A 25,158-nucleotide genomic window follows, 5' to 3' on the forward strand; every position below is an offset into this window, starting at 1 on the left:
CGGATGCCTTCGCCCAGGCCGAGCCTGGTCCGGGCGCGCCGTGCCAGACGCACTGGTCTGCCACCCGATTCCACTGCGGGCCGATCGGGTGGCCCGCGAACCGCCGTTCCGCTGGGACGCCCTCGCCGCGCAGCACCACAGCGCCGGGGCCAGTGCTTGCCCTCGACACGACGGGCGACGTCGTGCACTGCGGCCCACCCACCGGCCCCTCGTGATCGGCGTTCTCGCGCGACCAGGCCCGTGGATCGTTCACCCCAGGGCCACCCGGCCACGGATGCGGGCGCTGAGGAGCCGGTCGCGTCAGCGGGCCCGGGGGCCGGTCGCCGAGCTGAAGCGGAATTCGACCGCGACCGGCAGCTCGTCCAAGTCCAAGGCCTGGCGCAGCCGCGGCAGTCCCTCGGTTTCCACGCGCTCCCGGATCCGCGCGGGATCGCCGTCCTGCGCCACCGAGATCACCAGCGCCAGGCCGGGATCCGTGCGGGGCCCGGCCAGCGTCGCGCGAGCGCCGTGCACGCCGGGGTAGGCCCGCAGCTCCTCGGCGAACGGCACGACCGCGGCGTCGGCCGTCAGCTCCGTCCGGCCGTGCTCCGGGTCGGTTTCGAACCGCCAGATCTGCGTTCGGGGCCGGCGGGCGAGCTGGGCGAGCAGCCAGCGCAGCACCAGGAGCCCGAGCACGAGCGCCGATGCAGCGGCCACGTACAGCACCCAGGTCGGCGGCCCTGCCGTCCCCGGCACCAGCGGCGACGCGGGGTCGAGGACGCCCAGCCGCCCGAAGTGGGTGGCGACTGCGAACCCGCCCGCCGCCAGCAGGACGAGCCCGAACAGGCCGAGCAGGAGCCGGTTGAGCCGGGCCGGGCGGTTCAGGTTCGTCACGACGACCTCCGGGGTGCGCGGACCCGAACCGAGACGGTGGGCCGATTGGCCGGGCGAATCTGGTCGAGCCGGTGACCGACCGCCTCGCGGACCGCGTCGGCGAGGCCGTCCGGCCGGGTACGGGCGGTGGTGACGCGGACCTTGACTCGGCGAGCGGTGAGCTTGACCGCGGCGGCGGAGGCACCGTCGACCGCGGCCGCCGCGGCCCGCAGCGTCGAGCGGTAGCCGGCGCGAGCGACCCCCGCCTCGAACGGACCACCCTCGACGGGCAGCACGGTGGCGGCACCCGGCAGTGCGGCGGCCAGCAGCAGAACCAGTCCGAGCAGCGCGGCGATCCCACCGGCGGCGGCCGGCAGCAGGTCCGTCCAGCGTTGCCCGTGCAGCCATGACGCGACGGCCTCGACGCTGATCCACGGCCGCTTCCCGAGGATCAGCTGGACGGCGACCACCGCGACGAGCACGCACCCGGCCAGCAGCACGAGCGCGGTCAGCGTGGCCGCGAGGCTGCGGCGCGGGCGGCGCTTCACGCCACCCTCCGGGGTGTCGCCGCCGTGGTGTGCAGCGCGGTGACGGTGATGTCGACGCGCGTCACCGTCAACCCGGTCAGCTCGGCCACCCGCTGTCGCAGGTGCTCACGCACCCGGCCGGTGGTCCGCGCGACCGAGGCGGGGTACACGATCGAGAGTCGCACGTCGAGCGTGACGGCCTCGCCGTCGACGCGGACGCTCACCTTCGCGGAGCGGTCGAGATCCTCCCCGCCGACGCTCAGCCCGAGGACGCGCCCGGCCGCGCCGCCGACGTCCTCGACCTCCCGCACCGCGTGCACGGCCAGTCGTTCGACCACCTGGTCGGCGATGGTCAGTGCCCCGCGCTCGGCGCTCGGGGCGGTCAGTGTCGTGGTCACGGCACTCAGCCCCGACCGCGGCCACTGAGCTGCGACAGGTCGAGCTTGCCATCGAGGTAGCGGCCGGCCAGAAAGCCGATGACGCCGAGCACGGCGACGATCGCGAACGCGCCGAAGCCACCGATCGCGACGGCCAGCCCGAGCACGAGGCCGGTGAGCAGACCGAGTTGAGTCGAGTTCACGAGACCTTCTCCTTCGGTTGTTCTTCCACGGTCGACGGTTCGACCAGGTCGGCGACGACGACGTGCACGGGCCGCCCGTCGACTCCGGCGGCGGCCCGCACGTCCGCGGCCACGTCGGCGACCACCACCGGGTAGCGCGCCGCGATCGCGATGGTGACGTCCTCGTCGCGGACACGGACGCCGGTGACCCGCCGGGGCGGGAGGAGGGTGGCGATCTCGCCGAACCGCCCGCCGTGCAGGCCACTCACCCCGGGCACGGCCCGCACGGCATCGGCGATCCGGACGGCGTCCGGTTCGGGCGTCACTGCACCCGGCCGGTCTCGCCGGCCCCGTCTTCGTCCTCGGATGGGATGTGCAGGTCGCCGACGTTGATGTTGACCTCGACCACCTCGAGTCCGCTCATCTTCTCGACCGCGGTGATCACGTTGCGGCGCACCGAGCGCGACAGGTCCGCGATGGAGACGCCGTATTCGACGACGATCTGCAGGTCGACGGCGGCCTGCTTCTCCCCGACCTCGACCGACACGCCTTGCCCGGCCGACGCTGTCGCGCCCGGGATCCGCTCGCGGATGGCCGAGAACGCCCGCGCGGCCCCGCCGCCGAGGGCGTGCACCCCGGGGATCTCCCGCGTGGCCAGGCCGGCGATCTTCTGCACCACGACCTCGGAAATCGAGGTCGATCCCTGCGAGGTCACCAGCGCGCCGTCCTTCTTGGCGGCCTCGGCCGAAGCCTGCTGGGCGGGCACCCTGGTGCTGGTGGCGTTCGTCATGGCATCTCCTTCACTCGTGTGGAAACCGTGCGGTGCGGGGAACGTCGTTTCATTGTTTCCTCCACACTGGACAGACACGCGGTTCGCCGGACCGTCACGACCCGATCGTGTGTCCTGCGTCTCTCCCGAACCGGTCGCGGTGATCACCCGGTCGGGGGCATGAGGACCGTCTTCGCCCGGGTGTCGTGCACAGTGAGAACGTCCACCGGAGAAAGGGAGCACGGGCATGGCGTTGGGTGACAAGATCGGGGCCAAGGCCGACAACCTGGCCGGCAAAGCCAAGGAAGCGGCCGGAAACGCGACCGGGAACGACGACCTGCGGACCGAAGGCCAGGCCGACCAGGCCAAGGCCGGGCTCAAGGAAGCGGTCGAGGACGTGAAGGACGCCGTCGGCAACGCGGCCGCCAAGCTGCGCAACGTGGTCGGCAAGGACTGATCTCCAGCGCTTCCTACCGAAGGCAGGCCGGTTGCGCAACGGCCGGCGTGGCATGGTTCACCGCCGCAGCCGCACGGGCGGAGCGCTTGCAAGGATGACCGCGGCCTCGTCGGACACGGCCGTTCGCGGTGGTCCCGGTTCGCGTCTCGATCGCGAGCCGTCGCCGCCGGCGACACGCTTCGGCCGTTGCCATGCAACCGGATCTTCAGGGTGCACGCCTACCCCCGGCTCGGCGACCACGAGGCTCGAAACTCGGCGATCGGCGGCGGGAGCCGCACGCACGACCCCCTGCTCGAACTCTTCGAGCAGGGGGTCGACCTTGCCCGGCAGGTCAAGCGCCGGGAGGTGTGGCGAAGGGAGCGCTCCAGGTCTGGTTGGGCTGGTGGGCGCCGCAGGCGTACGTCGTGACCGTCGCGTTGACGTCGTCCAGTGCGCCGCCGCTGATGTCCGCGCAGTAGCCGTCGGCTTTCAGCTGGCCGGCCCGGTTGTAGGTCCAGGTCTGCTGCGGGGTCGAGGCGCTGCAGGCGGCCAGTTTCAGCCCGGCCGCACCGCCGGACAGGCACAACGCGGTGTCGGCCAGGGACACGATCCGGCCGGTGGCCGTGCGCTGCCACTGCTGGTTTCCGTTGCCCGTGCAGGGGTACAGACCGACCTTCGCGCCCGCGGTCGCGCCACCCAAGGCGTCCAAGCAGAACGCGTTCCGCTGGAACCCCGGTTGCGCGGCCTGGATCTGGCCGGTGGGCAGGGCCGGGCCGCAACTGCCGGGCGCGATGACGTACATCGCGTTGTCGTGGGCCGCGATGGTGGTGGTGACGGTGGCCCCGACCTGGCTGCTCGCGTGCGTCCACAGGTTCTTCGCCGTGCGGAGGCAGGTGAGGTTGCCGAAGCCGACCCGGCCGAGGTCGAGGGCGTAGGAGGTCGCGGTGGCGTTCTTGTTCAGCACGACGACGGCGCGGGCGCCGCCCGCCAGCGGCTTGACCACCACGTCGACGCCCGCGGTGTTCGAGCTGCCCTGGCGGGACGCCAGGTAGCCGCCGGCGGTGGTGTCCTGGTCCACGGCGATGATGTCGGCGTTCTTCAGGATCCCCAGCTGCGGGGCGTAGGTCACGGGGTCGGCCGCCATCCGGCGGACGTCGGTGCTGATCATCAACGGGGAGCCCATGGCCGACCAGAGCGCGAACTGGCTGCGCTGTTCGGCCACGGTGAGCTGGTTGTTGTCGCCGATCAGGAGCATGTCGGCGTCGTTGTGGTTGCCGGGGCCGTTGTAGCGGGCGAGGGCGACGGTGTCGGTGAAGTTCTGCAGCACCCCGCCTTCGTAGTAGTCGGCGCCGTGCGCCCAGTCCCAGGCGGAGGCGCCCGGGTTGTGCCAGACGGCGATGTCCGGGCTGACCCGCCACATCTGGCCCAGGCCGCGAACCCACTCCATGGCGTCGTACTTGGTCGCGGAGTCCGGTCCGGCCCCGGCGGGCGCCGATTCGTTGAACAAGATCTTCCGCGGGTTGCCCGTCGTCGCCGAACGCAGCGCGTTGGCCGTGGTGGTGAACTCCTGGCGCCGGGTGCTCCAGGTGGTGCCGCAGTTGTCGAGCTTGAGGGAGTCGATGCCCCAGTACGCCAGCGAGGTCGCGTCGGCCTGTTCGTGGCCCTGGACGCCGCCGGGGACTCCCTGGCAGGTGTCGACCCCCGATGTGCTGTACAGGCCGGCCTCCATGCCTTGTGTGTGCACGTAGTTCGCGTAGTCCGTCAGCTCGAAGTCGAATCCGGGCTGGGAGCTGCCGCCCCAGGTGGCCGCTCCGTGCAGGTAGCCGGCGCCGGTGCGCTGCATCCAGCAGTCGTCGACGGTGAGGTTGGTGTACCCGGCGGCGACGAGGCCGGTGTCCTTCATCGCCTTCGCCTGGTCCTGCATGAACCGCTGGAACGAATAGCCGTCGCGGGTGCCGTCGAGCCGGGCCTGCGCGGCGCAGGTGAACCTCGCCCAGTTGTTGAAGCCCATCATCGGCCGCACGCCGGTCGCGGTGTCGGTGTTCGCCGCGATCGGATCCGCGCCCGCGGCCGGCGCGCCCCAGGAGACCGAGCCGGCGACGAGCAGCACCGCGGCGACGCCGGCCTTACCGGCGCGTTGGAACCACGTCATGTCGTACTCCACCTCTCCCAGGACTCGACGGTTACTGTACGAACTTGCACCTTTAAGCGCACTTTCGACCAGCTTCGAGCATCAAGTGGCGTTATGGTGCTCCGCGATCGCGTTGTTGTCAACGCCGATCACCGAGGCAACCGGACGGCGCTACAGTCGTCCGTCACCACCATCAGTCCGGAAAGGACACTCCTGTTCGATGAACAACCACGATTCGACGTCCGTCTTCGGCCTCGGCCTCGGATTCGGTTCCGGTCTGCTGTTCGCGGTGCTCACCGTCATCGCGCTGTGGAAGGTGTTCACCAAGACCGGGCGGCCCGGCTGGGCGGCGATCATCCCGATCTACAACGCCTACACCCTGCTGAAGGTCGCCGGGCGCTCCGGGTGGTGGCTGCTCCTGCTGCTGATCCCGCTGGTCAACCTGGTCGTCGCGATCGTCGTCTCGATCGACGTCGCGAAAGCATTCGGCAAGAGCGGGGCCTTCGGGTTCTTCGGGCTGTTCGTGTTCTCCATCATCGGTTACCTGGTACTCGGCTTCGGCAACGCGCGGTACACGGGGCCGGCCGCCCGGGCGTGACGCGCCGGCCGGCCGGTGTTCGGCCCGGAAGCGGCAAGCTGTCCCCATGACACTGCCTGCCCTTCCCGAAGAGACCTTCCGGCGTGTGCTCTGCGTTGTCGCGCACCCCGACGACATGGAGTACGGCACGTCCGCGGCGGTGGCCCGCTGGACCGCGCGCGGCATCGAGGTCGGCTACCTCCTGCTCACCCGCGGTGAAGCCGGCATGCCGAACCCGCCCGAGGAGACCGCCCGCCTGCGCGCCGCCGAACAGCGAGCCGCCTGCGACGTCGTCGGCGTCGAACACCTGACCATCCTCGAGCACCCCGACGGCGTCCTCGTCTACGGCCTCGACCTGCGCCGCGACATCTGCCGCGAAATCCGCCGGTTCGAGCCCGACGTCGTGTACCGCACCGGCCACGACGTCGAAACGCCCTACGGCTACGACCAGGCCGACCACCGTGCGGCCGGGCTCGCGGCGCTCGACGCGGTGCGCGATGCCGGCAACCGGTGGGTCTTCCCGGACCAGATCGACGAGGAACACCTCGAACCGCACTCCGTGCGCTGGCTCATCACTCCCGCTTTCGCCGGCGCCGGCGCCACCCACGGCGTCGACGTCACCGGCGAACCGCTGCGCCGCGGCGTCGCCTCGCTGGAGGCGCACGCCGCCTACCTGGCCGCGCTCCCGGACCACCCCGCCCCCGCCGACTTCATCCCCGAGTTCACCGCGGTGAACGGGAAGGCCATGGGCGTCGAGCACGCGGTCCTGTTCCGCGCCGACGACCTGCAGGCACCCATCGACCTGCCCGCCGACGACTGACCGTCCCCCGACTGACCGGGCCCCGCGTGCGCCGCTGTGCGCGCCTGACACCCCCGTACCAGCGCCGTGTGCGCGCCCTGAGCGCGCCGCGCAGCAGCCTGGACCGGTCGCCGAGAACCGGCTACGGAAGGGGATTTCTCATGCATGACGCAGTGATCGTGGGCGCCGGCCCGGTCGGTCTGTTCCTGGCCTGCGAGCTGGGCCTCGCGGGCTGCTCGGTCCTGGTGCTGGAACGGGAACCGGAGCCCGGCACCCCCTGGCGGACGGCCCCGCTCGGCCGGCGCGGCCTGTTCGCCACGTCCATCGCGGCGTTCGACCGCCGCGGGCTGCTGGAGCCGCTGCTCGCGGAAGCGGCCGGGCTCCCCCGGTTCGCCGGCGCCGACGAGCCGGGCCGGCCACGCCTGGCGGGGCACTTCGCCGGGATCGTGCTCGACGCGGCCGACGTCGACCTCGCGGCCCTGCCGTTCCGGCTGCCCAGCCCCGTGCCGGACGCCCTCATGACGAGTCTCGACACCGTCGAAGCGGCCCTGGCGGAGCGGGCCGCCAAGCTCGGCGTCGAGGTCCGCCGCGGGGTCGCGGTGGACGGTCTCACCCAGGACGGCGAGCACGTGGTCGTGCACGCCGGCGCGCACGAGTACCCGGCGCGCTGGGCCGTCGGCTGCGACGGCGGGCGCAGCGCGGTGCGCCGGCTCGCGGGCTTCGAGTTCGCCGGCACGGCACCTCAGTTCACCGGCTACGTCGCGCTCGCCACCATCCCCGACGCCGACAAGCTGAACCCGGGGTTCACCCTGACCCCGGAGGGCATGTACATCCGGATGCCCGCGGCCGGGCACATCGGCGTCATGGACTTCGACGGCGGCGCGTTCGACCGTTCGCAGGAGGTCACCCGCGAGCACCTGCAGGAAGTACTGCGCCGCGTGTCCGGCACCGACATGACGCTGACGGAGCTCCACCTCGCCTCCAGCTACACCGACCGGGCGATGCAGGCGACGACCTACCGGCGCGGCCGGGTCCTGCTCGCGGGCGACGCCGCGCACATCGTGTCGCCCCTCGGCGGGCAGGGGCTCAACACGGGCATCGGCGACGCACTCAACCTGGGCTGGAAGCTCGCGGCGACCATCCGCGGGCGAGCGCCCGAGGGGCTGCTCGACACCTACTCGCGCGAGCGCCACCCGGTCGGTGCCTGGGCGCTGGACTGGACGCGGGCCCAGGTGGCGTCGATGCGGCCGGATCCGCACGCCCAGGCGGTCCAGGGCGTGCTGCGCGACCTGCTCGGCACCCGGGAGGGCACGACGTACGTGTTCGAAAAGCTTTCCGGCACCTCGGTCCGCTACGACCTCGGCAGTACCCGGCCACTGGTCGGCCGGACGGCCCCGGCTTTCCGCCTGGAAGACGGAACGAGCCTCACCGACCTGATGCAGGACGGCCGCGGCGTCGTCCTCGACTTCAGCGCCGGCGCCGGCCTGCGTGCTTCCGCGGCGGCCTGGGAAGGCGACCTGCGGTACGCCGCGGGTCCCGCCGAGAACGACCTCGGATTCGCCGCGGTCCTGATCCGCCCCGACGGGGTCGTCGCCTGGGCCGGCGAGCGCGGGCCCGATCGCGACTCGTTCGAGCGAGCCGCCCGGCGCTGGTTCGGCGACGCGAGCGTCTAGTGTGGACGGACGCGTCCGGCGGGGGGCCGGTGTACGGGTGCCCGACTGGCGAAGGGCTCGAACGCCGACCGAGGACGACACCACGTGCACGGCCCGGGGCTGGAACCGTGGGAGCCGGAGCACTGCTGCACCTGTCGGCCAGGGGCCGGTGCGCCCTCGATGGCGCACCGGCTCCGCTCGTCCGTGGGTGCCGATCGCCTCCCCACCACAGCGCGAGGCCGCCCGGGGCATGAAGGCGGCACACAACCACGCTCAGTCACATGACGAGAACCGGGCGGCCCCGAAATCCTCTCGCTGGCGCCGCAATCGCAGAGCCGCAGGCAGCATGAGAGCCGCGTTCGCGGAGACTTTGCGTCCAGCATCAATCATCGCCGATCGATTGCGACATTCGTTGCTATGAAACGGTTCCGACACTCTCTAGTGTGGATCGACGCGTGTCGATGGAGTCGCGCGCTGTGTCCGTTTCGTCTTCTGGGGGTAGGTCCTTATGGACGATTTCACCGGTCTGTCACGCAGAGGTTTCGTGCAAGGTGCCGTGATCAGCGGCGCCTCCCTGTTCGTCAACCCGGCCATCGCCGCCGCGGATCCTGCGGTCGCCGCACAGCCGGACGCCCGCGACGGCGGCCCGATCGGCGGAGGAGAGCTCAGCTTCACCACCGACTCGGCCGCCCTCCACCCGGACACCGTCGTCTCGACCGCCTGTCAGTTCTGCAACTCGAACTGCCGGCTCAAGGTCGGCATCCGGGCCGGGCGGGTCATCAGTGTCTCCGGCGATCCGGACGACCCGGTGCAAGCCGGCAACTTCTGTGTGAAGGCGTCGATGATGCCCGAGCTGGCTTACAGCCCACTACGCCTGACGACTCCCCTGCGCCGCGTGTCCGGCACCAAGGGTTCCAAGGACTCGAAGTTCGAACCGATCTCCTGGGACCAGGCCCTCGACCTCATCGCCGACCGGCTCCTGCAGCTGCGCGACAGCGGCCAGGTGAAATCGATCGCGAACCGGACCACCGGGCGGCTGCCGCGCGGCACCGGCTCGCTGGTCGCGCGCCTCTTCGCCCTGCTCGGGAGCCCGAACAACACCGACGTCGGCCCGGTTTGCAACGACGCCGGCGGCAACGCCCTCGCCGCGACGTTCGGGCTCGGCAACTTCACCAACGGCTACGGCGTCGACGCCGCCACCGGCCGGGAGGACCTCGGGGCCGCGAAGTACTTCCTGTTCTTGGGCACCAACCAGGCCGAGACCCACCCCGTCACCTTCGACTACCTGCTCAGAAGCCGAGCGAAAACCAAAGCCAAGCTCGTCGTCGTCGACCCGCGCCGGACTCCGACCGGGGCGGCCGCCGACACCTGGGTCGCGCCGAAGCCGCACACCGACTTCGCGCTCGTGCTCGGCATGCTCCAGCACATCATCGCCCGCAACCTCCACGACAAGGCGTTCGTGCGGCGCTGGGTGCTCGGGTTCGCCGAACTACGCGATCACGTCAAGGACTACACCCCGGACTGGGCCGCCGGCGTCACCGGGGTACCCGCGGCGACGATCCGGCAGCTCGCCGAGGACTACGCCACGGCCAAGCCCGCCGCGATCTTCTGCAACGCCGGGATCTCCCACCAGCTCGGCGCCTTCGACACCTACCGCGTCCTGACCTTCCTGGCCGCGGTCACCGGCAACATCGGCGTCCCCGGCGGCGGCTGCAACTTCATGCACAACACCTGGCCCGGCGACCTCCGGCTACCCGAGCTCACGGTCACCACACCGCCGCTGGAGCAGGCGCTGCCGGTCGGGCCGGACTACTTCGCCGAATCCATCCTCACCGGACGCCCGTACCCGCTCAAGGCCGTCATCACCGAAGGCAACCCGCTCATCTCGAGCGCGAACACCAACAAGGTCCGCGAGGCGTTCAAGAAGCTGGACTTCTACGTCTACACCGGCCTGTTCATGGAGGAAGCCGCCTACTACGCCGACGTCATCCTGCCGGTCACCAGCGGCCTCGAGCTGGATGGCGTCTACATGCGACGCGACGACCGCGCGATCCGCTGGCAGCACGCCGCGGTGCCGCGGGTCGGGCAGTCCAAGCCGGACTGGGAGATCTGGATCGACCTCGCCCACGCCTTCGCCCGCCGGGACCGGAAGAAGCCGGCGAGCTACTGGACCGACGCCTTCCCGGAGAGCTGGAAGGACTACTCCCAGCTCTGGGCGGAGTTCGTGAAGCACACCCCGGCGATGGGCGGGATGACGCAGCAGCGGATGGACGCCCGCGCCGAGCCGCTGCGGTGGCCGTGCCCGACGACCTCGCACCCCGGCGTCAGCACGCTCTACCTCGACCATCCGTCCTGGTACGAGGCAACGGCCGCGCTCGGGGCGCCCGGCAAGCGGTTCCTCACCCCGAGCGGGAACGTCGAGATCTTCACCCCGGAGCTGGACCGCAAGCTCGCCGGGGCCGGGCATCGAGCGCTGCCGGTCTTCTACACCCATCCCGAGGTCACCGGTGCGAACCCGACGCTGTCCTACGAGCCCGGGTTCGTCACCAACCCGGTCAACCCGCAGGCACTGACGCACAAGGTGAAGCTCGGCGTCCCGGGCTCGGACGCGGTGCACCGGGACTTCCCGCTGATGGGCATGACCGGACGGCCGAGCGTCGTCCACTTCGCGAGCGTGACGCACTGGACGCCGACCGGCGAACAGCTCAACGGCATCCGGCTGGTCCAGGTGCACCCCGACACCGCGCGTCGGTTCGGGATCGGCGACCGCGACACCGTCGTCGTGGAAAGCCCGCGAGGGAAGGTGACCGGGACGGCGTTGTTCTGGCCGGCGATCCGGCCGGACACGATCTTCGTGCCCAACACCTTCGGCCCGGCACAGCAGGTCGGTGACCAGTTCGGCGACCCGCGCTACGAGGCCGCCAACGGGCTCGTCGACGACGCGTTCTACGACAACTTGTCCGGCCAGCAGGCGTACAAGTGCTTCGCCTGCCGGATCAGCAAGGCCTGAGCGGTCAAAGCTGGGAGGCGCGGCGCCGTTCGAGCAGGACGGTGTCGCGCCACCGGCCGTCGAGCCGGCCAATGCGCTCGCGAACCCCGACCGTGCGGAACCCGGCGCCGTGGTGCAACGCGACGCTGTTGCGGTTCTCCGGGAAGATCGACGTCTGCAGCGTCCACAGCTCGCCCTCGTCGGCGGCGGTGACCAGCTGGTGCATGAGGGCCTTGCCGACGCCGCGGCCGCGGAACTTCTCCCCCACGTACACCGAGGTCTCGGCGACACCCGCGTAGCAGTCGCGGGTGGACACCGTCGCCGCGGCGGCCCAGCCGGCGATCTGGCCGTCGACCTCGGCGATCCACCGGTGCCCGCGCAGCCACTTCGCCTCGAGGTCGGCGCGCGGCGGGACCTCGGTTTCGAAGGTCGCGTCGCCGGTGGCAATGCCTTCGCCGTAGATGCGGCGCACGGCCGGCCAGTCCTTGGCGCGCAGCGGCCGGACGGTGACGTCGGGGGCCAGGTCGTCGGCGCCGGTGGGCTTGGGGGCGAGCAGGCCCATCACGACGTCGGCGGCGTGCGGGAGGCTGACCGCGCAGGACGCGTTGACCGAGACGAGGGTCGCGGTGCCGACCTTGCGCAGCCGTACGAAGCCGACGTCGGCGAGCTTGCGGACGTGGTGGGAGCAGTTGGACTGGCTGATCGCCATCTGCTCGGTCAGCTCGCCGATCGTGACGGCCTTGCCCGCGGCCGCGACGGCGTGCAAGATCCGCACCCGCGTGGTGTCGGCGAGGCACGCGAACCATTCGGCGTAGGTCGCGGCGTCCTCGGCGGGCAGCAGCGCGGCGTCCGGCGCGGTGGTCGTCATGCCTCCGATTGTGCCTCACCCGGGTGAGGGATCGACGGCCGTCGATGGTTCAGGTGCTGTGCAGCTCGACGAGCCGCTCGGCGTCGGCGAGGTCGGCGACGACCTGGGCGCGGTCCTCACCGACGGCGATCACGTGCCCGTACCGGGCCAGGTAGGCCCTCGGCGGGAGCGCGAGTGTGGTGCCGGGTCCGGCGGTGCCGAGAGCCTCGTGGATGGTCGGGCCGAACCGCTCGGGGCGCACGGTGGTGGCGGTGACCTCGCAGTCGCGGGACGGGTAGAGGAAGCGGATCGCCGCGGTCTTGCGCAGCGCACGCCGGGGCGTCGGCGGGAGGCCGACGGCGACTCGGCCGGCGGCGACGACCGGGTCGGCGCCGGCGGCGAGGATGCCGAGCCGCGGGATGAAGTCGCCGCCGAGCCGGGCGTTGATCTCGACCAGGCGCGGGCCGCGCGGGGTCAGCTTGAACTCGGTGTGGGTGGCTCCGCAGGTGAAGCCGATGCCCTTGTGGACCTGGTCGAGCTGGTCCAGCAGGTCGGCGTCGTCGAACAGCGGGTCATCGGCGTCGACGACGTGGCCGGTCTCCTCGAAGAACGGCTCGAAGCCGGTCTGCTTGCGGGCGATCACCAGCGGGTGGCAGACGCCGTGGTCGACAACGGCGTCGACGCTGATCTCCGGCCCGGTCAGGAGCTCCTCGACCAGCACGTCGGCCTCGTAGCGCGGCACGCCGGGCCAGGACGCGCCGGCGGCCGCGGTGAAGGCGTCCGCGACCTGCTCGGCGGTGTCGGCGCGCAGGACGCCGAGGCTGCCGGCCAGCCCGCGAGCCTTGATCACCACCGGGTAGCCGATGGCCTCGGCCGCGGCGACCGCGTCCTCGGCAGAGGCAACCGGACGGGACGCCGGCTGCGGCACCCCGGCTTCAGCCAGGGTTGAGCGGGTGGCGGCCTTGTCCCGGCAGGCCTGGACGGCTTCCGGCGGGCTGCCGGGCAGACCGGCGTCCTGAGCGAAGCGCGCGACAGCGGTGACCAGCGATTCGTCGTAGGTCAGCACGCCGTCCGGCTGGAACTCGAGCTTGCCCGCGGCGTCGGCGAGGGCAGCGGGGTCGCGGGTGTCGGTGACGGTCACGCCGTCGACGTGCTCGGTCTGCCAGGTGGGGTCTACCGAGTCCAGCAGCCACAGCCGGAAGTGCGGGCGCAGGGCGGCCAGGATGTACTCGCGGTAGCGGCGGTCCCCGCTACCGACCAGCAACAGCGCCGGGTGCTCGGTCACGACGTCCTTTCCAGCGGAAGCGGGTCGTTCCCGTCGCGGGTGGCCAGCAGGCCGAGCACGGCGTTGGCGGCGGTGGGCAGCCCGACCTCGCAGTTGTGGTTGATCGCGTAGAGGATGCTGGTCCCGGAGCGGCGGCGGGTCACGAACCGGACCTGGGACAGGATCTTGAGGTGGTGCGAGACCGTGGGCTGGGAGATGCCGAGGTGGTCCACGATCGCACCGACGGGAACCGGGTCACTCTGCTGGGCCAGGAAGTGCACGATCATGACCCGGTTCGCGTCCGACAGCGCGTGGAACCAGCGGGCGTAGGACTCGGCGGTCTCCCGCTCCAGCTTGTGCTCGCTCACTCACCCAGGCTAGCGAGCCAAGATGAACACCAGCGCCGCGACGACCCCCGCGACGGGCGGGGTGACCAGCCAGGCGATCAGGAAGTTCCGGATCGTGCCGCCGGAGATGCGGCTGAGGTTCGGCCCGGCGGATCCGGCGATCGCGCCGGTGGACACGTGCGTGGTCGACATCGGCAGCCCGGCACCGGCACCGACCCCGACGAGCGCGGCGGTGGTCAGGTTGGCCAGGAAGCCTTCGCGGTGGTTCATCTTGACCACGCCTTCGCCGAGCTTCTCCGCGACCCGCATCCCGCCCAGCAGTGATCCGGCGGCCATGGCGGCGGTCACCAGGATCATGATGTGCCACGGCTTCATCCCGGCCGGGACCAGGGCGAATGCGCCGATGGCGACGATCTTCGGGGTGTCGTTGAGACCGCGGGCGAAGCCGGTGGCGCCGCTGGTGAACCAGTGCGCCGCGGTCATGAACTTCGCGGAGGTCTTCTCCGGCGTCACCACGGGCGCCGTCTGCACGGCGACGTCCCCGCCGCCGGAGGACGTGACCGGCGGGGTGGCCGCGGACCGGCGCTTGTTCGCGGCGCCGGTGGCGCCGGCGAGGATCAGCGTGATGGCGTAGGCGACGACGATGCTGACCAGCAGGGGCGTGACCAGCTTGCTGCCGACGGCGCTCCACGAGACGCCACCGGTGCTCATCAGCAGGCCGGCGCCGACCATGCCGCCGATCAGGGCGTGCGTGGTCGAGACCGGTAGCCGCAGGATGGTGGCCAGCCCGACCCAGAACGCGGCCCCGGCGAGCACGGCGACGGCGAACGCGTCGGTCGTGGCGCCGGTGATGATGCCCTTGGAGAACAAGGCGGTCATCTTCGACGCGAGGCCGAGTGAGAAGACGCAGCCGATCAGCGTCGTGATCGTGCCCCAGATGATTGCCGTCTTGTACTTGGTCACTCCGGCCCCGGCCAGGGTGGCGACGCCCTTGGGGACGTCGTTGCTGCCGTTGACCGCCGCCAGCGCGGCGACGAGGACGAACACGACTATCGCGGTGAAAGACATCCAGGTACTCCCCTCAGTGATCGAAAACCTCGGTGGTCAGCAGCAGCCGCTGTCGGGTCCGCACTCGTCGGCGCCCGGCTTGCGGGCGCGGATGATCGCGGAATGCATGCCGTCGGCGGCGTCCTGGGTGAACACGACCTCGGCGCCGGTCAGCCCGACCTCGGCCAGCAGCGAGAGGTACTCGGCCTGGGACAAGGCGCCGGCGATGCACTGGCTGACGCCGCCGCGCTCGGCCCGGTCGGCGGGCGTGAGGTGGTCCTCGGCGACGACGTCGGTGATCCCGAGCCGGCCGCCCGGCGCGAGGACGCGCGCCATTTCGGCGAACACCGCGGGCTTGTCCAGCGACAGGTTGATCACGCAGTTGGAGATGATGACGTCGACCGTGGCGGCGGGGAGCGGGATCTGCTCGATGGTGCCCTTGAGCAGGATGACGTTGTCGACCTCGGCGTCCTCGATGTTCTGCCGGGCGACGGCGAGCATCTCCTCGAGGAAGTCCAGGCCGAAGACCTGCCCGTCCGAGCCGACGCGGCGCGCGGACAGGATGAGGTCCAGCCCGGCGCCGGAGCCGAGGTCCAGGACGGTCTCGCCGTCGCGCAGCTCGGCCACGGCGGTCGGGTTGCCGCAGCCGAGGCTGGCCAGCAGCGCGGCGTCGGTGGCTTCGTCCGGGCCGATGTCGCCGTAGGCGCCGGGCCCGAACCGCGTCGGGTCCGGGGCACAGCAGCTCTTCGCCTCCGCGGCCTCGGCGGCCTTTCCGCGGTAGTAGTCCTGGATCTCGGCGGTGGTGGTGTCCGTCATGGTCGTCTTTCGGGGTCAGGCGCCGGTGGCGGCGAGCCGGTGGACCGGGGTGGGGTAGCCGGGTTTGAACGACACCGGCGCGGTGGCCGCGGAACGGGCGCCGGTGGCGGCGTTCGCCGTGGCCACGGCGTCGCGGACGGCGGCGTCGAGTTCGGCGGGCTCGCAGGCGACACGGGCGTTGACGATCACCCTCGCCGTCGTGGCCGTCCTCTCGGCAGCCCGGTCGACCGTCGGGTCCGCGCCGGCGGCGGTGAGGCTGAGCTTGGCGAAGTCGCCGTCGCCGGCCTCGACGGTGAGCTTGGCGTGGCCGACGACGGCTCCGGCGCAGTTCGCCCAGCTGCCGAGGGTGGCGAGCACCTGACGTCCCCACGCGGTGAGGTCGAGCGGCGCCTCCGAGGTCAGCTGGACGTCCTGGTTCATCCAGGCCAGCTGGGCTTCAGCGGCGGCGTAGCGGTCGTAGTCGACCTGCAGGTCGACCGCCTGGTTGCCGGACGGGCCGTCCCACGCCTTGACCAGGTCGTCGACCCGGTCGCCGGATTTGGCGCTGTAGCCGACGACCGTCGCGTTCGGGTGGTCGGCGGACAGCCGCGCCATCAGCTCGGCGGCGCGGTCCGGTGCGATCGTGTCGAGCTTGTTCACGGCGATGACGTCGGCTTCGATCAGCTGCTGCCGGAACAGGTACGACAGGTCCGACTCCGGTTCGCCGCGCTGGACAGCGCGGTCGAAAGCCAAGTACCGCAACGGGTCGATGACTGTCGTGAGTGGACTGACGACCATGCTGTCGCCGTAGTGGGAACGCAGCGGGCGGACCACAGTGGCTTGCAGGTCGGTGCAGGACCCGACGGCCTCGGCGATCACCGTGTCGACCGGAACGTCCCCGGCGCCGTCGACGAGGGTCCGGATGGTGTCGACGAGGTCTTCGAAGCGACAGCAGAAGCAGCCGCCGGTGACTTCGGCGACGGAGTCGAGCTTGCTGCGGACCAATGCGGTGTCGACGAGCTCGACGCCCTGGTCGTTGGTGATCACCGCGACGCGGCGGCCCTGCGCCTGCAGCGCCTGCGCGGTGGCGATCATCGTGGTGGTCTTGCCGGCCCCGAGGAACCCGGTCAGCGGCACGAAAGTGATCACAGATGTCCTCCCGGATGGGTGTTTCGCACGCTGGTCAGCCGTCGGAGCAGCAGGCGCCGGAGCCGCCGGACACGACCGGCAGCGGGGTGCGGGTAGCGGCGGAGGCGTCCCCGAACGCGACGCGGCGGCTGGCACCGAAGGCGTCCATCCACTTCGCGACCTGCGGACGCAGCACCGGATCGGACACCACCATCGCGGTCGTCACCGGCCGCGGGGTACAGCCGCGCAGCACCTTCGCCTGGTGCGCGCCCGCTCCGAACTCGACCGTGCGCAGCCCCTCGGCGTAGGCGTCGCGGACCGGCGCGTCGAGGACGAGGGCGAAGTAGATCCCGCTGCGCTCGCCGATGGCGGCGTAGTCGAAGCCCGCCCACTTCGGGAACAGCCGGTGGTGCTTGCGGATCACGACGCAGGTGGCGACGAGGGCGCTGTCCTTCGTGCCGAGGTAGGCACGTACGTCGGCGCCGGCGTCGAGCAGGGCGGTCAGCACGTCGACGATGTGCGCGGGCTCTTCACCGGCGCCGTTCTTCTCGCGGTTGAGGCAGGTCAGCTCGGCGATCCGGGTGACGTGGGGCCGGATGGCTTCGCCGTCGACGCGCTCGACTCGCACGCCGGCGGCCTCGGCGCGGCGGACGTCGCTCTTGATCCGCTGGCGCTTCTTCAGCGGCAACGCTGCGAGGTGCCCGTCCCAGGAGTCGGCGTCGAGGCGCAGGTAGTCCTCGTAGCCCCAGAAGGAGCTGTGCCCGCCGACCTGCTGCAGCGCGGTGACGAGGGCGTCGTTGCCGCTGCGGCCGGAGATCCACGGCGCGACGACGCAGCGGATGCCCGAGGCGAACACTGCCGGCACCAGCTCGGACACCATCTGCGCCATCAGGCTGGGCGTCCAGAAGTTGTAGGCCACTTCGGTGCGGTAGCCCAGCGGGGATCCCAGCAGCAGAGCCGGGAAGAACGGCTCGGTGCCCAGCGCGTCGACCTCGCCGCTGATGCAGGCGTCGGTCTGCGCGCCGCAACAGACCTCTTCGCCGGTCGGCGCTTGCCATCCGAGGTAGGTGCGCGGCTCGTGGTCGACGACCGGCGGTGTGGTCATCACGTAGCCGGGCAGCAGCGCGAGTTCACCGCGGGCCCGGGTCGCGACCGTGTGCCACGGCTGCAAGTCGGTCAGCGCCTTCTCGCTCGCCCCGAGCCAGGTCGGGCCGAGGTAGGGGAAGACGTCGGTGAGGTCGGCCAGCTCACCCTTCCAGTCCAGGTCCGGCAGTCCCTGCCCGGTTTTCACCACGACGCGCGGTGCTCCACCCATTGCTTCCTGTCCCTCCCGATCCGGTTCCGGCCTGGCTCAGCACTTCACGCAGCAGCGGACCTTGCCGACGTCTTCGGCGTCGGCGCGGCGTTCGATCCACAGGTCCTCGACGCGGCGGTCGGGGTGGGTCCATTCGACCCACAGGCCGCGGTCGACGGTGGCGATGTCCTCCATCCACGGCGAGGACAGCAACGGCGAGCCCTTGAACAGCAGCAGACGGGTCTGCAACGCCGTCGGGTCGGTGACCTTCGCCAGCCCGGTGTCGACGAGGAAGTCCTCGAAGGTGAGCAGCTCCTCGTACTCGATCCACGGCGTGAACGGGATGAACGTCGGGTAGAGCACGAACCCGATCCGCTCGGCTTCGGCGATCGCGGCGCGCATGTGGTCGACGTCGATGTGCTTGTCGAAGATCCGCAGGATCCGGTTCGAGGGGAACTCCAGCGCCGAGGTCACCTTCACCAGCCCGAGCGACACGAGCTCGGCGAGTTCCTTCTGGTAGCTGAGGATGTGGTCGACGCGGGTGGTGAACTCGAAGGTGATCGGCCCGATCTCGTCGACCAGGCGGCGGACGACACCGGCGCCGATGGTGCGGGAGTTGAAGAATTCGGCGTCGATGAAGCAGAAGTGCCGCACGCCTTCCTCGGCGAGCTGCAGGCAGTCGGCCAGGACGGTGTCGGCGTTGTAGGCGGCGACTCCGCCGTCGTAGGCGCCGTACACCGAGCAGTACGTGCACTTGTGGTGGCAGCCGCGGGTGGTCTCGACGTTGCCCATCAGCCCGTATTGTGAATGGTGCGCGGGATAGTGCACCAGGGATGGGAAAAGGTCACGAGCCGGGGCCGGGACAGTGATGCGCCGGTGCGGCGGTTTCGGCCGCATTCCCTTCTCGGTCATCGATGCCGGCACGGTGGCGACGTCGCGCTCACCCCGGGCCACCTCGGCGAGTTCGGCGGCGACGAGCTCGGGTTCTTCCATCACGATCGCGTCGACCGTTTCGAGGAACCGGCGGTGGTTCATCTGGGCGTACTGCCCGAAGGCGACCAGCTTGGCGCCACTGAAGGATTCTCGCAGCCGGGCCGCGAGGTTCAGACCACGCTCGACGCCCTCGAACTGCTGCACGGACAGCAGGACCAGGTCGAATTCACCGTCCGGCACGGCATCCGGGTGCTTGTGGGCGTCCCAGCCCACGACGTCGGCGTCCTGCGCACGCATCGCGGCGCCGGCGCACGCGGAGGTCAGCGGCTGCAGCTCGGCTTCGAAGGCGGATGCGACCAGTACACGCGCAGCGGGCATGCTTCCCCCACAACTGAATCGGACAAAAAGGATTGGTTCCCCCAGTGGAACCGGCCCGGCGGCGGGCCTCTCCTCGTACGAGGGATGACGATTGCATGCTTCAGCGATACATGTCAATGGATCGATAAACGCAGGTAGATCACGGTTTTCAAGGTGGTAATTCATCCTTTCGGACGTTGTGATCACGCCTCGACGGGCTCTGTGAAGCGCGGTTCGCCCGCCACGTGCAAGGTATGGACCGCCACCCTTTAATCGACTAGCATCGATGAAAGCTGGGGGAAGCTGCGCGTCCTCGGCACCGCGAAACCGGTCCCCGATGTCAAGGATGGTGGCATGGACAAGATCCTCGAGGTCCTGCGCTTGGCCTGGGAGAATTTGGTCGACCTGAGCATCTTCTTCTTCATCGCCCTGGCGATCGCCGCGACCGTCGACCTGCTCTACCTCGACATCGTCGCCCGCCGCTCGTTCCGCAAGCACGGACTGCTGGGCGTCCTGTTCACCACGTGCCTCGGCGCGTTCAGCCCGTTCTGCTCCTTCACCGTCATCCCGCTGATCCGCAAGCTGCTGCGCGGCGGCGTGCCGTTGTCTGCGGTGATGTCGTTCTGGATCGCTTCTCCCGCAATGGATCCGCCGATCTTCGCGTTGACCGCGAAGGAGATCGGGTTGCCACTGGCCACCGCCCGCCTGCTGGGCGCGCTCGTGCTGGCGATCGGCGCCGGCGTCATCATCCTGCTCGTCGAGAAGCGTGGTGGCTTCAAGGACGTGCTGCGCCCGGAGAAGAAGCCCGCCGTCGACGAACGCGAGCGCCACGCCGCGCCGGCCGAGGTCGCGGTGGCCACCGGCGGTGGCACGACCGTCCTCACCGAGGCTCCCGCGTCGACCGGCGGCCCGGCACCCGACGACGACGATGACGACGGCGCCCCGTGGTGGCCGCAAGCGAAGGCGAGCCTGAAGTCGAAGCGGAACTGGCGCATCACCGGCCGGAACTTCCTGCGCGACACCGTGTCCTTGGGCAAGTGGCTGGTCTTCGCGTGCGTCTTCGAAGGCGTCATCCGCGTCTACGTCCCGAACGGCATCATCACCGCCATCCTCGGTGGCGACAAGGGCTGGCTGGCGATCCCGCTCGCCGCGTTCATCAGCATCCCGTTGTACCTCAACGGCGTCGGTGCGATCCCGATCGTCGGCGGCCTGCTGGCGAAGGGTATGGCGCAGGGCGCGGCGGTGACGTTCCTGCTCGCCGGATCGGTGACGACGATCCCGGCCATGGTCGCCGTCCGCAGCGTGGTCAACAACAAGGTGTTCGCGCTCTACATCGCCTTCGGCATGCTGGGCAGCATCCTGCTCGGGTTCCTCGCGCAGCTGCTCCTGTGAACTCGTGCCGGGCGGGCGTCCCCCCGCGCCCGCCCGGCACGCCTCTCGACCGGTTCTCATTGTCCTGGAGGGACTTCTCGTGACGTCGGTGCCCGAGGTTCTGTTCGTCTGCATCCACAACGCCGGTCGCTCACAGATGGCCGCCGCGTTCCTGCGCCACCACGGCGGCGACCGGGTCGTCGTCCGCTCGGCAGGTTCAGCTCCCGCGGAGACCATCAACCCGGCGGTCGCCGAAGTCATGGCGGAACGCGGCATCGACCTCACCGGCGAGCAGCCGAAGAAGCTGACCACCGAGAACGTCCAGCGTTCCGACGTCGTCATCACGATGGGCTGCGGCGACGCCTGCCCGGTCTTTCCCGGCACGCGCTACCTCGACTGGCAGCTCGAGGATCCCGCCGGCCAAGGCGTCGATGCCGTGCGCCCCATCCGTGACGACATCGAGCGCCGCGTTCAGGACCTGATTTTCGAGCTGGTCGGCGCTGCGGCGAACGATACCGGCGCCGCGGCGACGGTGAGCACGCCGAGCACGACGAACGCGGTCGAGTAGCTGCCGGTGATCGCGGCCAGGATCGCGCCGGTGTAGGGGGCGACCGCGGACATGATCGTCAGGGGCGCCGACAGGAGGCCGCTGAGCCGCCCGTAGCCCGTGGTGCCCCACCGGTCCGCGACGGCGGTCGCCTGCAGCAGCGTGAACACGCCGCGGGCCATGCCCGCCAGGACCGAGGCGACCACGAGTGCTTCCGCCGACGTCAAGCTGCCCAGCAGCGTGGTGGTCGCGGCGAGCACGACGATGACGATGGCGGTGCGGGTCCGGATGCCCGTGCGGTTCACCAACGTCGCGAACCCCAGCCGCCCGGCGACCTGCCCGGCCCCACCCAGCCCGAGCGCGATCGCCGCCGTCCCCGTCGACAGCCCCCGCTCCGCCAGCAGCGCGACGAGGTTGACGACGACCGCGTAGGTGCCGAGCGCGGTCAGGCTGAACGCCGCGACCAGCGCGACGAACGCCGGACTCCGCGCCTCGCTGCGCGGCTTTGACGACTGCTCGGTGTCGACGACGAGCGGCGGCCACGAACGGCGAAGCCCGGACCAGTGCCCGGGCACGGTGATCACCGCCAGCACGGCCGCGAGGACGAGGTAGGTGGTTCGCCAGCTCCAGTTCGCGGCCAGCAGCGCGGTCAGCGGGGCGAACACGGTGCTGGAGAACCCGGCGACCAGCGTCAGCGTCGTCAGCGCGCGAACCCGGCGCGTGCCGTACCAGCGAGTCAGGGCGGCGAACGCCGGCTGGTAGAACGTCGCCGCCATCGCCAGCCCCGCGCAGACCCAAGCGGCGAAGAACCACGGCAGCGTGCGCGCGGTCGCGATCAGCACCACGGCCACCACGCCGACCACGGACCCGGCGACCATCACCTGCCGCGGACCTCGGCGATCCAGCACCCGCCCGATCACGATGCCCGTCAAGGCGGACACGAGCAGGGCGGCCGACAGCGCCCCGGTGAGCGCGGCCGGCGACCAGCCGGTGTCGCGGGCGATGGCCGGGACCAGCACGGGAAAGGCGTAGAACAGCACGCCCCAGCTGACGATCTCGGTGACGCACAAGGTCGCGAGCACCGTCGCGAGCTTGCGCTCCCCGCGGCTCAACGGAGCTCGGCGAGCAGCTCCCGCACCCGGCGATCGATCTCGTCCCGGATCGGCCGGACGTCCTCGACGCCCTTGCCGGCGGGGTCCTCGAGCTGCCAGTCCAGGTACCGCTTGCCGGGGAAGATCGGGCAGGCGTCGCCGCAGCCCATGGTGATTACGACGTCGGCGGCCTCGACCGCGTCCGTCGTCAGCTTCTTCGGCACCTCGCGGGACAGGTCGAGCCCGAGCTCGGCCATCGCCTCGCGCACGGCCGGGTTGATGCTCTCGGCGGGCGCGGAGCCGGCCGAGCGGACGTCGACCGCACCGTCGGCGTGGTGGGCGAGCAGCGCGGCGGCCATCTGGGAGCGGCCGGCGTTGTGCACGCAGACGAAGAGGACTTCAGGCTTGCCGGTCACGGGTGTTCTCCCCTTCGACGTGCGGAACGGGCAGCATCGTCGCGATGATCGCGGCGAAGACGAGGCCGCACACCGCCGCGACGGCCAGGCCGGTGAACGGCCACAGCGCCGGCACCCAGACCACGCCGGCAAGCGCACCGGCCACTTGGCGGTGCCGGGTCAGCCACATCCAGGTCCGTGTCACCGAGGGCTCCTCGCGAAGCGGCGCCGCAGCGCGAGGGAGACGTACACGAGGGCGACGAGCACGGGAACTTCGATCAGCGGGCCGACGACCCCGGCGAGCGCCTGCCCGCTCGCGGCCCCGAAGGTCGCGATGGCCACGGCGATGGCGAGTTCGAAGTTGTTGCCCGCGGCGGTGAACGCCAGCGTGGTGGTCCGCTCGTAGTTCAGCCCCACGGCTTTGCCCAGCGCGTAGGACCCGGCCCACATCAGTCCGAAGTAGACCAGCAGCGGAACCGCGATGCGCGCGACGTCGAGCGGGCGGCTGGTGATCTGCTCGCCCTGCAAGGCGAAGAGGACGACGATGGTGAACAGCAGCCCGTACAGCGCGACCGGCCCGACCTTCGGCAGGAAGGTGCTCTCGTACCAGTCACGACCTTTGGCACGTTCGCCGACGCGGCGGCTGAGGTAGCCGGCGACCAGCGGGATGCCGAGAAAAATCAGCACGCTTTTGGCGATCTGCCACCCGGACACCGCGAGGTCGGCTTGCGGGAGGCCGAGCCAGCCAGGCAGAACCGACAGGTAGAACCACCCCAGCAGGCCGAACGCGATGACCTGGAACACCGAGTTCAGCGCGACCAGCACCGCGGCGGCTTCCCGGTCGCCGCAGGCGAGGTCGTTCCAGATGATCACCATGGCGATGCAGCGGGCGAGACCGACGATGATCAGGCCGGTCCGGTACTCGGGCAGGTCCGGCAGCAGCAACCAGGCGAGGGCGAACATCAGCGCCGGGCCGACGACCCAGTTCAGCACCAGCGAGGGCCACAGCAGCCGCCGGTCGCGGGTGACCGTGCCGAACCGGTCGTAGCGGACCTTCGCCAGCACCGGGTACATCATCACCAGCAGCCCGAGCGCGATCGGCAGCGAGATGCCGTCGACCTGCACCGCGGACAGCGCGGAGTTCAGGCCGGGGACCCAGCGCCCGGCCAGCAGCCCCGCGACCATCGCGGCCGCGATCCAGACCGGCAGGAACTTGTCCAGGGTGGACAGGCGCGGCGGTGCTTCGAGCGTCGTCACGCGGTGACCGTTTCGCCGGTGGTGGTGAGCACCGTCGACAACCGCGCCAGCACCTCGGGGTGCACGCGGTAGTAGATCCAGGTGCCGCGCCGGTCCCCGGTGATCAGCCCGGACTCGCGCAGCACCTTGAGGTGGTGGGAGATGGTCGGACCGGTCAGGTCGAAGGCTTCAGTGAGGTCGCAGACGCACGCTTCGCCGCCGGCGTGGGAGGCGATCAGCGAGAGCAGCCGCAGCCGCACCGGGTCGGCCATCGCCTTGAACAGGTGCGACAGCTCAATCGCCTGGTCCTGCGTCAGCGGCTCCCGGGCCAGGGGCGCGCAGCAGGCGTCCATCGCAACGAGCGGCAGTTGCTTCGACATCCCTCTATATTGACAGACTTACATATAGAGTGCAATCTACTTAGACTGTCATCTATCCAAGGAGGTAGCGACGATGTCCAGGGTGCAACTGGCACTGCGGGTCGGCGACTTGGCGGGGTCGATCGACTTCTACTCGAAGCTGTTCGGCACCGAGCCGGCGAAGCTCCGGCCGGGCTACGCGAACTTCGCGATCGAGGAGCCCGCACTGAAGCTGGTGCTGTTGGAGGGCGAACCAGGCCAGGAAACGGTCATGGACCACCTCGGCGTCGAGGTCTCCTCGACCGACCAGGTCAACGCGGCCACCCAGCGGCTGACCGGCGAAGGCCTCGAGACACTCACCGAGGACGACACCACGTGCTGCTACGCGGTGCAGGACAAGGTGTGGGTCCACGGACCGGGCAAGGAGCCGTGGGAGGTCTACACGGTGAAGGGCGACTCGACGACGTTCGGCACCGACAGCGCCGCGCTGGTCACCCCGGCGACGTGCTGCACACCGGACGCCGGGACCGGCGTGACGGCCCAGCCGGAGGGCTGCTGCAACTGAAGCCCCTGGAGCCGGTGCGCGATCGAGGGGCGCACCGGCTCCGCTAGTTGTGATGTCCGGGGAGGTTGGTCAGCCGGGTGACCGGCGGCTTGCCGCCGGTTGAGCTGTGGGGTCGATGATGATTGTAGAAGTGCATCCAGCCCGGTAACGCCGCCCGGCGCAGGGCATCGGACGGGTAGAAGCGTGCGTAGGCCCGCCCCTCGGCCAGAGTCCGGTGGAAGCGTTCGATCTTGCCGTTGGTCTGTGGCCGGTAAGGCCGGGTCCGTTTCGGGCTGATGCCCAGCTCGGTGC

29 protein-coding genes are annotated in these 25,158 nt (G+C 70.7%); 8 read left to right on the forward strand and 21 right to left on the reverse strand.

Annotation, left to right across the window (positions count from 1 at the left end):
• Positions 1-300: 300 nt before the first annotated feature.
• Genes AB0B33_RS32400 through AB0B33_RS32425 form a run of 6 tightly spaced genes read right to left on the reverse strand, consistent with a single transcriptional unit; the run spans position 301 to position 2,728 of the window.
• On the reverse strand, positions 301-873 hold the full coding sequence (locus tag AB0B33_RS32400; protein ID WP_360778660.1) for an alkaline shock response membrane anchor protein AmaP: 573 nt from the start codon (positions 871-873) through the stop codon (positions 301-303).
• Positions 870-1,400: a DUF6286 domain-containing protein gene (locus AB0B33_RS32405; protein WP_360778663.1), complete on the reverse strand. Its 531-nt coding sequence runs from the start codon at positions 1,398-1,400 to the stop codon at positions 870-872. The genes AB0B33_RS32400 and AB0B33_RS32405 overlap by 4 nt, the downstream gene beginning before the upstream one ends.
• Positions 1,397-1,777 (reverse strand): Asp23/Gls24 family envelope stress response protein, encoded by a 381-nt coding sequence (locus AB0B33_RS32410; protein WP_247022145.1) that lies wholly within the window; start codon positions 1,775-1,777, stop codon positions 1,397-1,399. Before AB0B33_RS32410 ends, AB0B33_RS32405 begins: the two co-directional genes overlap by 4 nt.
• A gap of 5 nt (positions 1,778-1,782) precedes the next feature.
• On the reverse strand, positions 1,783-1,959 hold the full coding sequence (locus tag AB0B33_RS32415; protein WP_247022143.1) for a hypothetical protein: 177 nt from the start codon (positions 1,957-1,959) through the stop codon (positions 1,783-1,785).
• Entirely contained in the window at positions 1,956-2,264 is a 309-nt protein-coding gene (locus tag AB0B33_RS32420) for a hypothetical protein (RefSeq protein ID WP_360778667.1), read from the reverse strand. Before AB0B33_RS32420 ends, AB0B33_RS32415 begins: the two co-directional genes overlap by 4 nt.
• Entirely contained in the window at positions 2,261-2,728 is a 468-nt protein-coding gene (locus AB0B33_RS32425; RefSeq protein WP_247022141.1) for an Asp23/Gls24 family envelope stress response protein, read from the reverse strand. The genes AB0B33_RS32420 and AB0B33_RS32425 overlap by 4 nt, the downstream gene beginning before the upstream one ends.
• Positions 2,729-2,954: 226 nt before the next feature.
• On the opposite strand from AB0B33_RS32425, the gene AB0B33_RS32430 reads away from it, so the two are divergent.
• Entirely contained in the window at positions 2,955-3,164 is a 210-nt protein-coding gene (locus AB0B33_RS32430; protein ID WP_360778670.1) for a CsbD family protein, read from the forward strand.
• A 331-nt stretch (positions 3,165-3,495) separates the two neighbouring features.
• On the opposite strand, the gene AB0B33_RS32435 is transcribed toward AB0B33_RS32430, so the two are convergent.
• Positions 3,496-5,295 (reverse strand): ricin-type beta-trefoil lectin domain protein, encoded by a 1,800-nt coding sequence (locus AB0B33_RS32435; protein ID WP_360778673.1) that lies wholly within the window; start codon positions 5,293-5,295, stop codon positions 3,496-3,498.
• A gap of 199 nt (positions 5,296-5,494) precedes the next feature.
• Here AB0B33_RS32435 and AB0B33_RS32440 point away from each other — a divergent pair, with 199 nt between their 5' ends.
• The 4 genes from AB0B33_RS32440 (at position 5,495) to AB0B33_RS32455 (ending at position 11,312) form a co-directional block, all read left to right on the forward strand.
• Complete coding sequence (locus AB0B33_RS32440; RefSeq protein ID WP_360778675.1) at positions 5,495-5,872, forward strand: DUF5684 domain-containing protein; 378 nt, start codon at positions 5,495-5,497, stop codon at positions 5,870-5,872.
• 46 nt (positions 5,873-5,918) lie between these two features.
• Positions 5,919-6,671 (forward strand): PIG-L deacetylase family protein, encoded by a 753-nt coding sequence (locus AB0B33_RS32445; RefSeq protein WP_360778678.1) that lies wholly within the window; start codon positions 5,919-5,921, stop codon positions 6,669-6,671.
• Between the two features lie 140 nt (positions 6,672-6,811).
• Positions 6,812-8,323 carry an FAD-dependent oxidoreductase gene (locus AB0B33_RS32450; protein ID WP_360778681.1) on the forward strand — a complete coding sequence of 504 codons (1,512 nt, stop codon included), beginning with the start codon at positions 6,812-6,814 and terminating at the stop codon, positions 8,321-8,323.
• 535 nt (positions 8,324-8,858) lie between these two features.
• Positions 8,859-11,312 (forward strand): molybdopterin-dependent oxidoreductase, encoded by a 2,454-nt coding sequence (locus AB0B33_RS32455; protein ID WP_360778683.1) that lies wholly within the window; start codon positions 8,859-8,861, stop codon positions 11,310-11,312.
• Positions 11,313-11,316: 4 nt separating this feature from the next.
• Here the strand turns inward: AB0B33_RS32455 and AB0B33_RS32460 are convergent, their stop codons facing one another.
• From AB0B33_RS32460 to AB0B33_RS32495, 8 genes are read right to left on the reverse strand one after another with little or no spacing between them, the layout of a single operon-like run.
• Positions 11,317-12,159 carry a metalloregulator ArsR/SmtB family transcription factor gene (locus AB0B33_RS32460; protein WP_247022132.1) on the reverse strand — a complete coding sequence of 281 codons (843 nt, stop codon included), beginning with the start codon at positions 12,157-12,159 and terminating at the stop codon, positions 11,317-11,319.
• A gap of 49 nt (positions 12,160-12,208) precedes the next feature.
• A complete protein-coding gene (locus AB0B33_RS32465) occupies positions 12,209-13,423 on the reverse strand; it encodes an ATP-grasp domain-containing protein (RefSeq protein WP_360778686.1) in 1,215 nt (404 codons plus the stop codon).
• Complete coding sequence (locus AB0B33_RS32470) at positions 13,420-13,770, reverse strand: metalloregulator ArsR/SmtB family transcription factor (RefSeq protein WP_247022130.1); 351 nt, start codon at positions 13,768-13,770, stop codon at positions 13,420-13,422. The genes AB0B33_RS32465 and AB0B33_RS32470 overlap by 4 nt, the downstream gene beginning before the upstream one ends.
• 9 nt (positions 13,771-13,779) lie before the next feature.
• Positions 13,780-14,817 (reverse strand): inorganic phosphate transporter, encoded by a 1,038-nt coding sequence (locus AB0B33_RS32475; RefSeq protein WP_360778690.1) that lies wholly within the window; start codon positions 14,815-14,817, stop codon positions 13,780-13,782.
• Between the two features lie 36 nt (positions 14,818-14,853).
• Positions 14,854-15,612 carry a methyltransferase domain-containing protein gene (locus AB0B33_RS32480; RefSeq protein WP_360778693.1) on the reverse strand — a complete coding sequence of 253 codons (759 nt, stop codon included), beginning with the start codon at positions 15,610-15,612 and terminating at the stop codon, positions 14,854-14,856.
• Between the two features lie 15 nt (positions 15,613-15,627).
• Positions 15,628-16,740 (reverse strand): GTP-binding protein, encoded by a 1,113-nt coding sequence (locus AB0B33_RS32485; protein ID WP_360778696.1) that lies wholly within the window; start codon positions 16,738-16,740, stop codon positions 15,628-15,630.
• 34 nt (positions 16,741-16,774) lie between these two features.
• Positions 16,775-18,034: a GNAT family N-acetyltransferase gene (locus AB0B33_RS32490; RefSeq protein WP_360778699.1), complete on the reverse strand. Its 1,260-nt coding sequence runs from the start codon at positions 18,032-18,034 to the stop codon at positions 16,775-16,777.
• A 36-nt stretch (positions 18,035-18,070) separates the two neighbouring features.
• Positions 18,071-19,324: an RCCLKC-tail radical SAM protein gene (locus AB0B33_RS32495; protein ID WP_360778702.1), complete on the reverse strand. Its 1,254-nt coding sequence runs from the start codon at positions 19,322-19,324 to the stop codon at positions 18,071-18,073.
• 333 nt (positions 19,325-19,657) lie between these two features.
• On the opposite strand from AB0B33_RS32495, the gene AB0B33_RS32500 reads away from it, so the two are divergent.
• Together AB0B33_RS32500 and AB0B33_RS32505 are read left to right on the forward strand one after the other, a co-directional pair.
• Positions 19,658-20,695, forward strand: coding sequence for a permease (locus AB0B33_RS32500; protein ID WP_247022124.1), 1,038 nt, complete (start codon positions 19,658-19,660; stop codon positions 20,693-20,695).
• Positions 20,696-20,774: 79 nt separating this feature from the next.
• Complete coding sequence (locus tag AB0B33_RS32505; protein ID WP_247022123.1) at positions 20,775-21,242, forward strand: arsenate reductase ArsC; 468 nt, start codon at positions 20,775-20,777, stop codon at positions 21,240-21,242.
• Here AB0B33_RS32505 and AB0B33_RS32510 read toward each other — a convergent pair.
• Genes AB0B33_RS32510 through AB0B33_RS32530 form a run of 5 tightly spaced genes read right to left on the reverse strand, consistent with a single transcriptional unit; the run spans position 21,146 to position 24,323 of the window.
• Positions 21,146-22,333 (reverse strand): MFS transporter, encoded by a 1,188-nt coding sequence (locus tag AB0B33_RS32510; RefSeq protein WP_360778706.1) that lies wholly within the window; start codon positions 22,331-22,333, stop codon positions 21,146-21,148. The two genes, AB0B33_RS32505 and AB0B33_RS32510, sit on opposite strands and share 97 nt — an antisense overlap.
• On the reverse strand, positions 22,330-22,728 hold the full coding sequence (locus AB0B33_RS32515; protein WP_360778709.1) for an arsenate reductase ArsC: 399 nt from the start codon (positions 22,726-22,728) through the stop codon (positions 22,330-22,332). Before AB0B33_RS32515 ends, AB0B33_RS32510 begins: the two co-directional genes overlap by 4 nt.
• The gene (locus tag AB0B33_RS32520) at positions 22,712-22,912 is read right to left on the reverse strand and encodes a hypothetical protein (RefSeq protein WP_360778712.1); all 201 of its coding nucleotides are present in this window, start codon (positions 22,910-22,912) and stop codon (positions 22,712-22,714) included. Before AB0B33_RS32520 ends, AB0B33_RS32515 begins: the two co-directional genes overlap by 17 nt.
• The gene (gene arsB, locus AB0B33_RS32525) at positions 22,909-23,964 is read right to left on the reverse strand and encodes an ACR3 family arsenite efflux transporter (RefSeq protein ID WP_360778715.1); all 1,056 of its coding nucleotides are present in this window, start codon (positions 23,962-23,964) and stop codon (positions 22,909-22,911) included. The genes AB0B33_RS32520 and arsB overlap by 4 nt, the downstream gene beginning before the upstream one ends.
• Positions 23,961-24,323 (reverse strand): metalloregulator ArsR/SmtB family transcription factor, encoded by a 363-nt coding sequence (locus AB0B33_RS32530; RefSeq protein WP_247022119.1) that lies wholly within the window; start codon positions 24,321-24,323, stop codon positions 23,961-23,963. Before AB0B33_RS32530 ends, arsB begins: the two co-directional genes overlap by 4 nt.
• Before the next feature lie 73 nt (positions 24,324-24,396).
• Between AB0B33_RS32530 and AB0B33_RS32535 the strand changes: the two genes are divergently transcribed.
• Positions 24,397-24,867 (forward strand): ArsI/CadI family heavy metal resistance metalloenzyme, encoded by a 471-nt coding sequence (locus AB0B33_RS32535; RefSeq protein WP_360778718.1) that lies wholly within the window; start codon positions 24,397-24,399, stop codon positions 24,865-24,867.
• A 43-nt stretch (positions 24,868-24,910) separates the two neighbouring features.
• On the opposite strand, the gene AB0B33_RS32540 is transcribed toward AB0B33_RS32535, so the two are convergent.
• Positions 24,911-25,158 (reverse strand): integrase core domain-containing protein (locus AB0B33_RS32540; protein WP_360778721.1); only part of this gene is annotated, 248 nt, incomplete at its 5' end.

Origin of the sequence: Amycolatopsis sp. NPDC049159 (assembly GCF_040648295.1) — a bacterium.
GTDB classification, from domain to species: Bacteria; Actinomycetota; Actinomycetes; order Mycobacteriales; family Pseudonocardiaceae; genus Amycolatopsis; species Amycolatopsis pretoriensis_A.

Coding starts and splice junctions, on each gene's coding strand:
- AB0B33_RS32425 (WP_247022141.1), bottom strand. CDS start 2,728: ATGACGAACGCCACCAGCACCAGGGTGCCCGCCCAGCAGGCTTCGGCC.
- AB0B33_RS32460 (WP_247022132.1), bottom strand. CDS start 12,159: ATGACGACCACCGCGCCGGACGCCGCGCTGCTGCCCGCCGAGGACGCC.
- AB0B33_RS32445 (WP_360778678.1), top strand. CDS start 5,919: ATGACACTGCCTGCCCTTCCCGAAGAGACCTTCCGGCGTGTGCTCTGC.
- AB0B33_RS32490 (WP_360778699.1), bottom strand. CDS start 18,034: ATGGGTGGAGCACCGCGCGTCGTGGTGAAAACCGGGCAGGGACTGCCG.
- AB0B33_RS32475 (WP_360778690.1), bottom strand. CDS start 14,817: ATGTCTTTCACCGCGATAGTCGTGTTCGTCCTCGTCGCCGCGCTGGCG.
- AB0B33_RS32500 (WP_247022124.1), top strand. CDS start 19,658: ATGGACAAGATCCTCGAGGTCCTGCGCTTGGCCTGGGAGAATTTGGTC.
- AB0B33_RS32435 (WP_360778673.1), bottom strand. CDS start 5,295: ATGACGTGGTTCCAACGCGCCGGTAAGGCCGGCGTCGCCGCGGTGCTG.
- AB0B33_RS32495 (WP_360778702.1), bottom strand. CDS start 19,324: ATGCCCGCTGCGCGTGTACTGGTCGCATCCGCCTTCGAAGCCGAGCTG.
- AB0B33_RS32430 (WP_360778670.1), top strand. CDS start 2,955: ATGGCGTTGGGTGACAAGATCGGGGCCAAGGCCGACAACCTGGCCGGC.
- AB0B33_RS32440 (WP_360778675.1), top strand. CDS start 5,495: ATGAACAACCACGATTCGACGTCCGTCTTCGGCCTCGGCCTCGGATTC.
- AB0B33_RS32530 (WP_247022119.1), bottom strand. CDS start 24,323: ATGTCGAAGCAACTGCCGCTCGTTGCGATGGACGCCTGCTGCGCGCCC.
- AB0B33_RS32450 (WP_360778681.1), top strand. CDS start 6,812: ATGCATGACGCAGTGATCGTGGGCGCCGGCCCGGTCGGTCTGTTCCTG.
- AB0B33_RS32480 (WP_360778693.1), bottom strand. CDS start 15,612: ATGACGGACACCACCACCGCCGAGATCCAGGACTACTACCGCGGAAAG.
- AB0B33_RS32535 (WP_360778718.1), top strand. CDS start 24,397: ATGTCCAGGGTGCAACTGGCACTGCGGGTCGGCGACTTGGCGGGGTCG.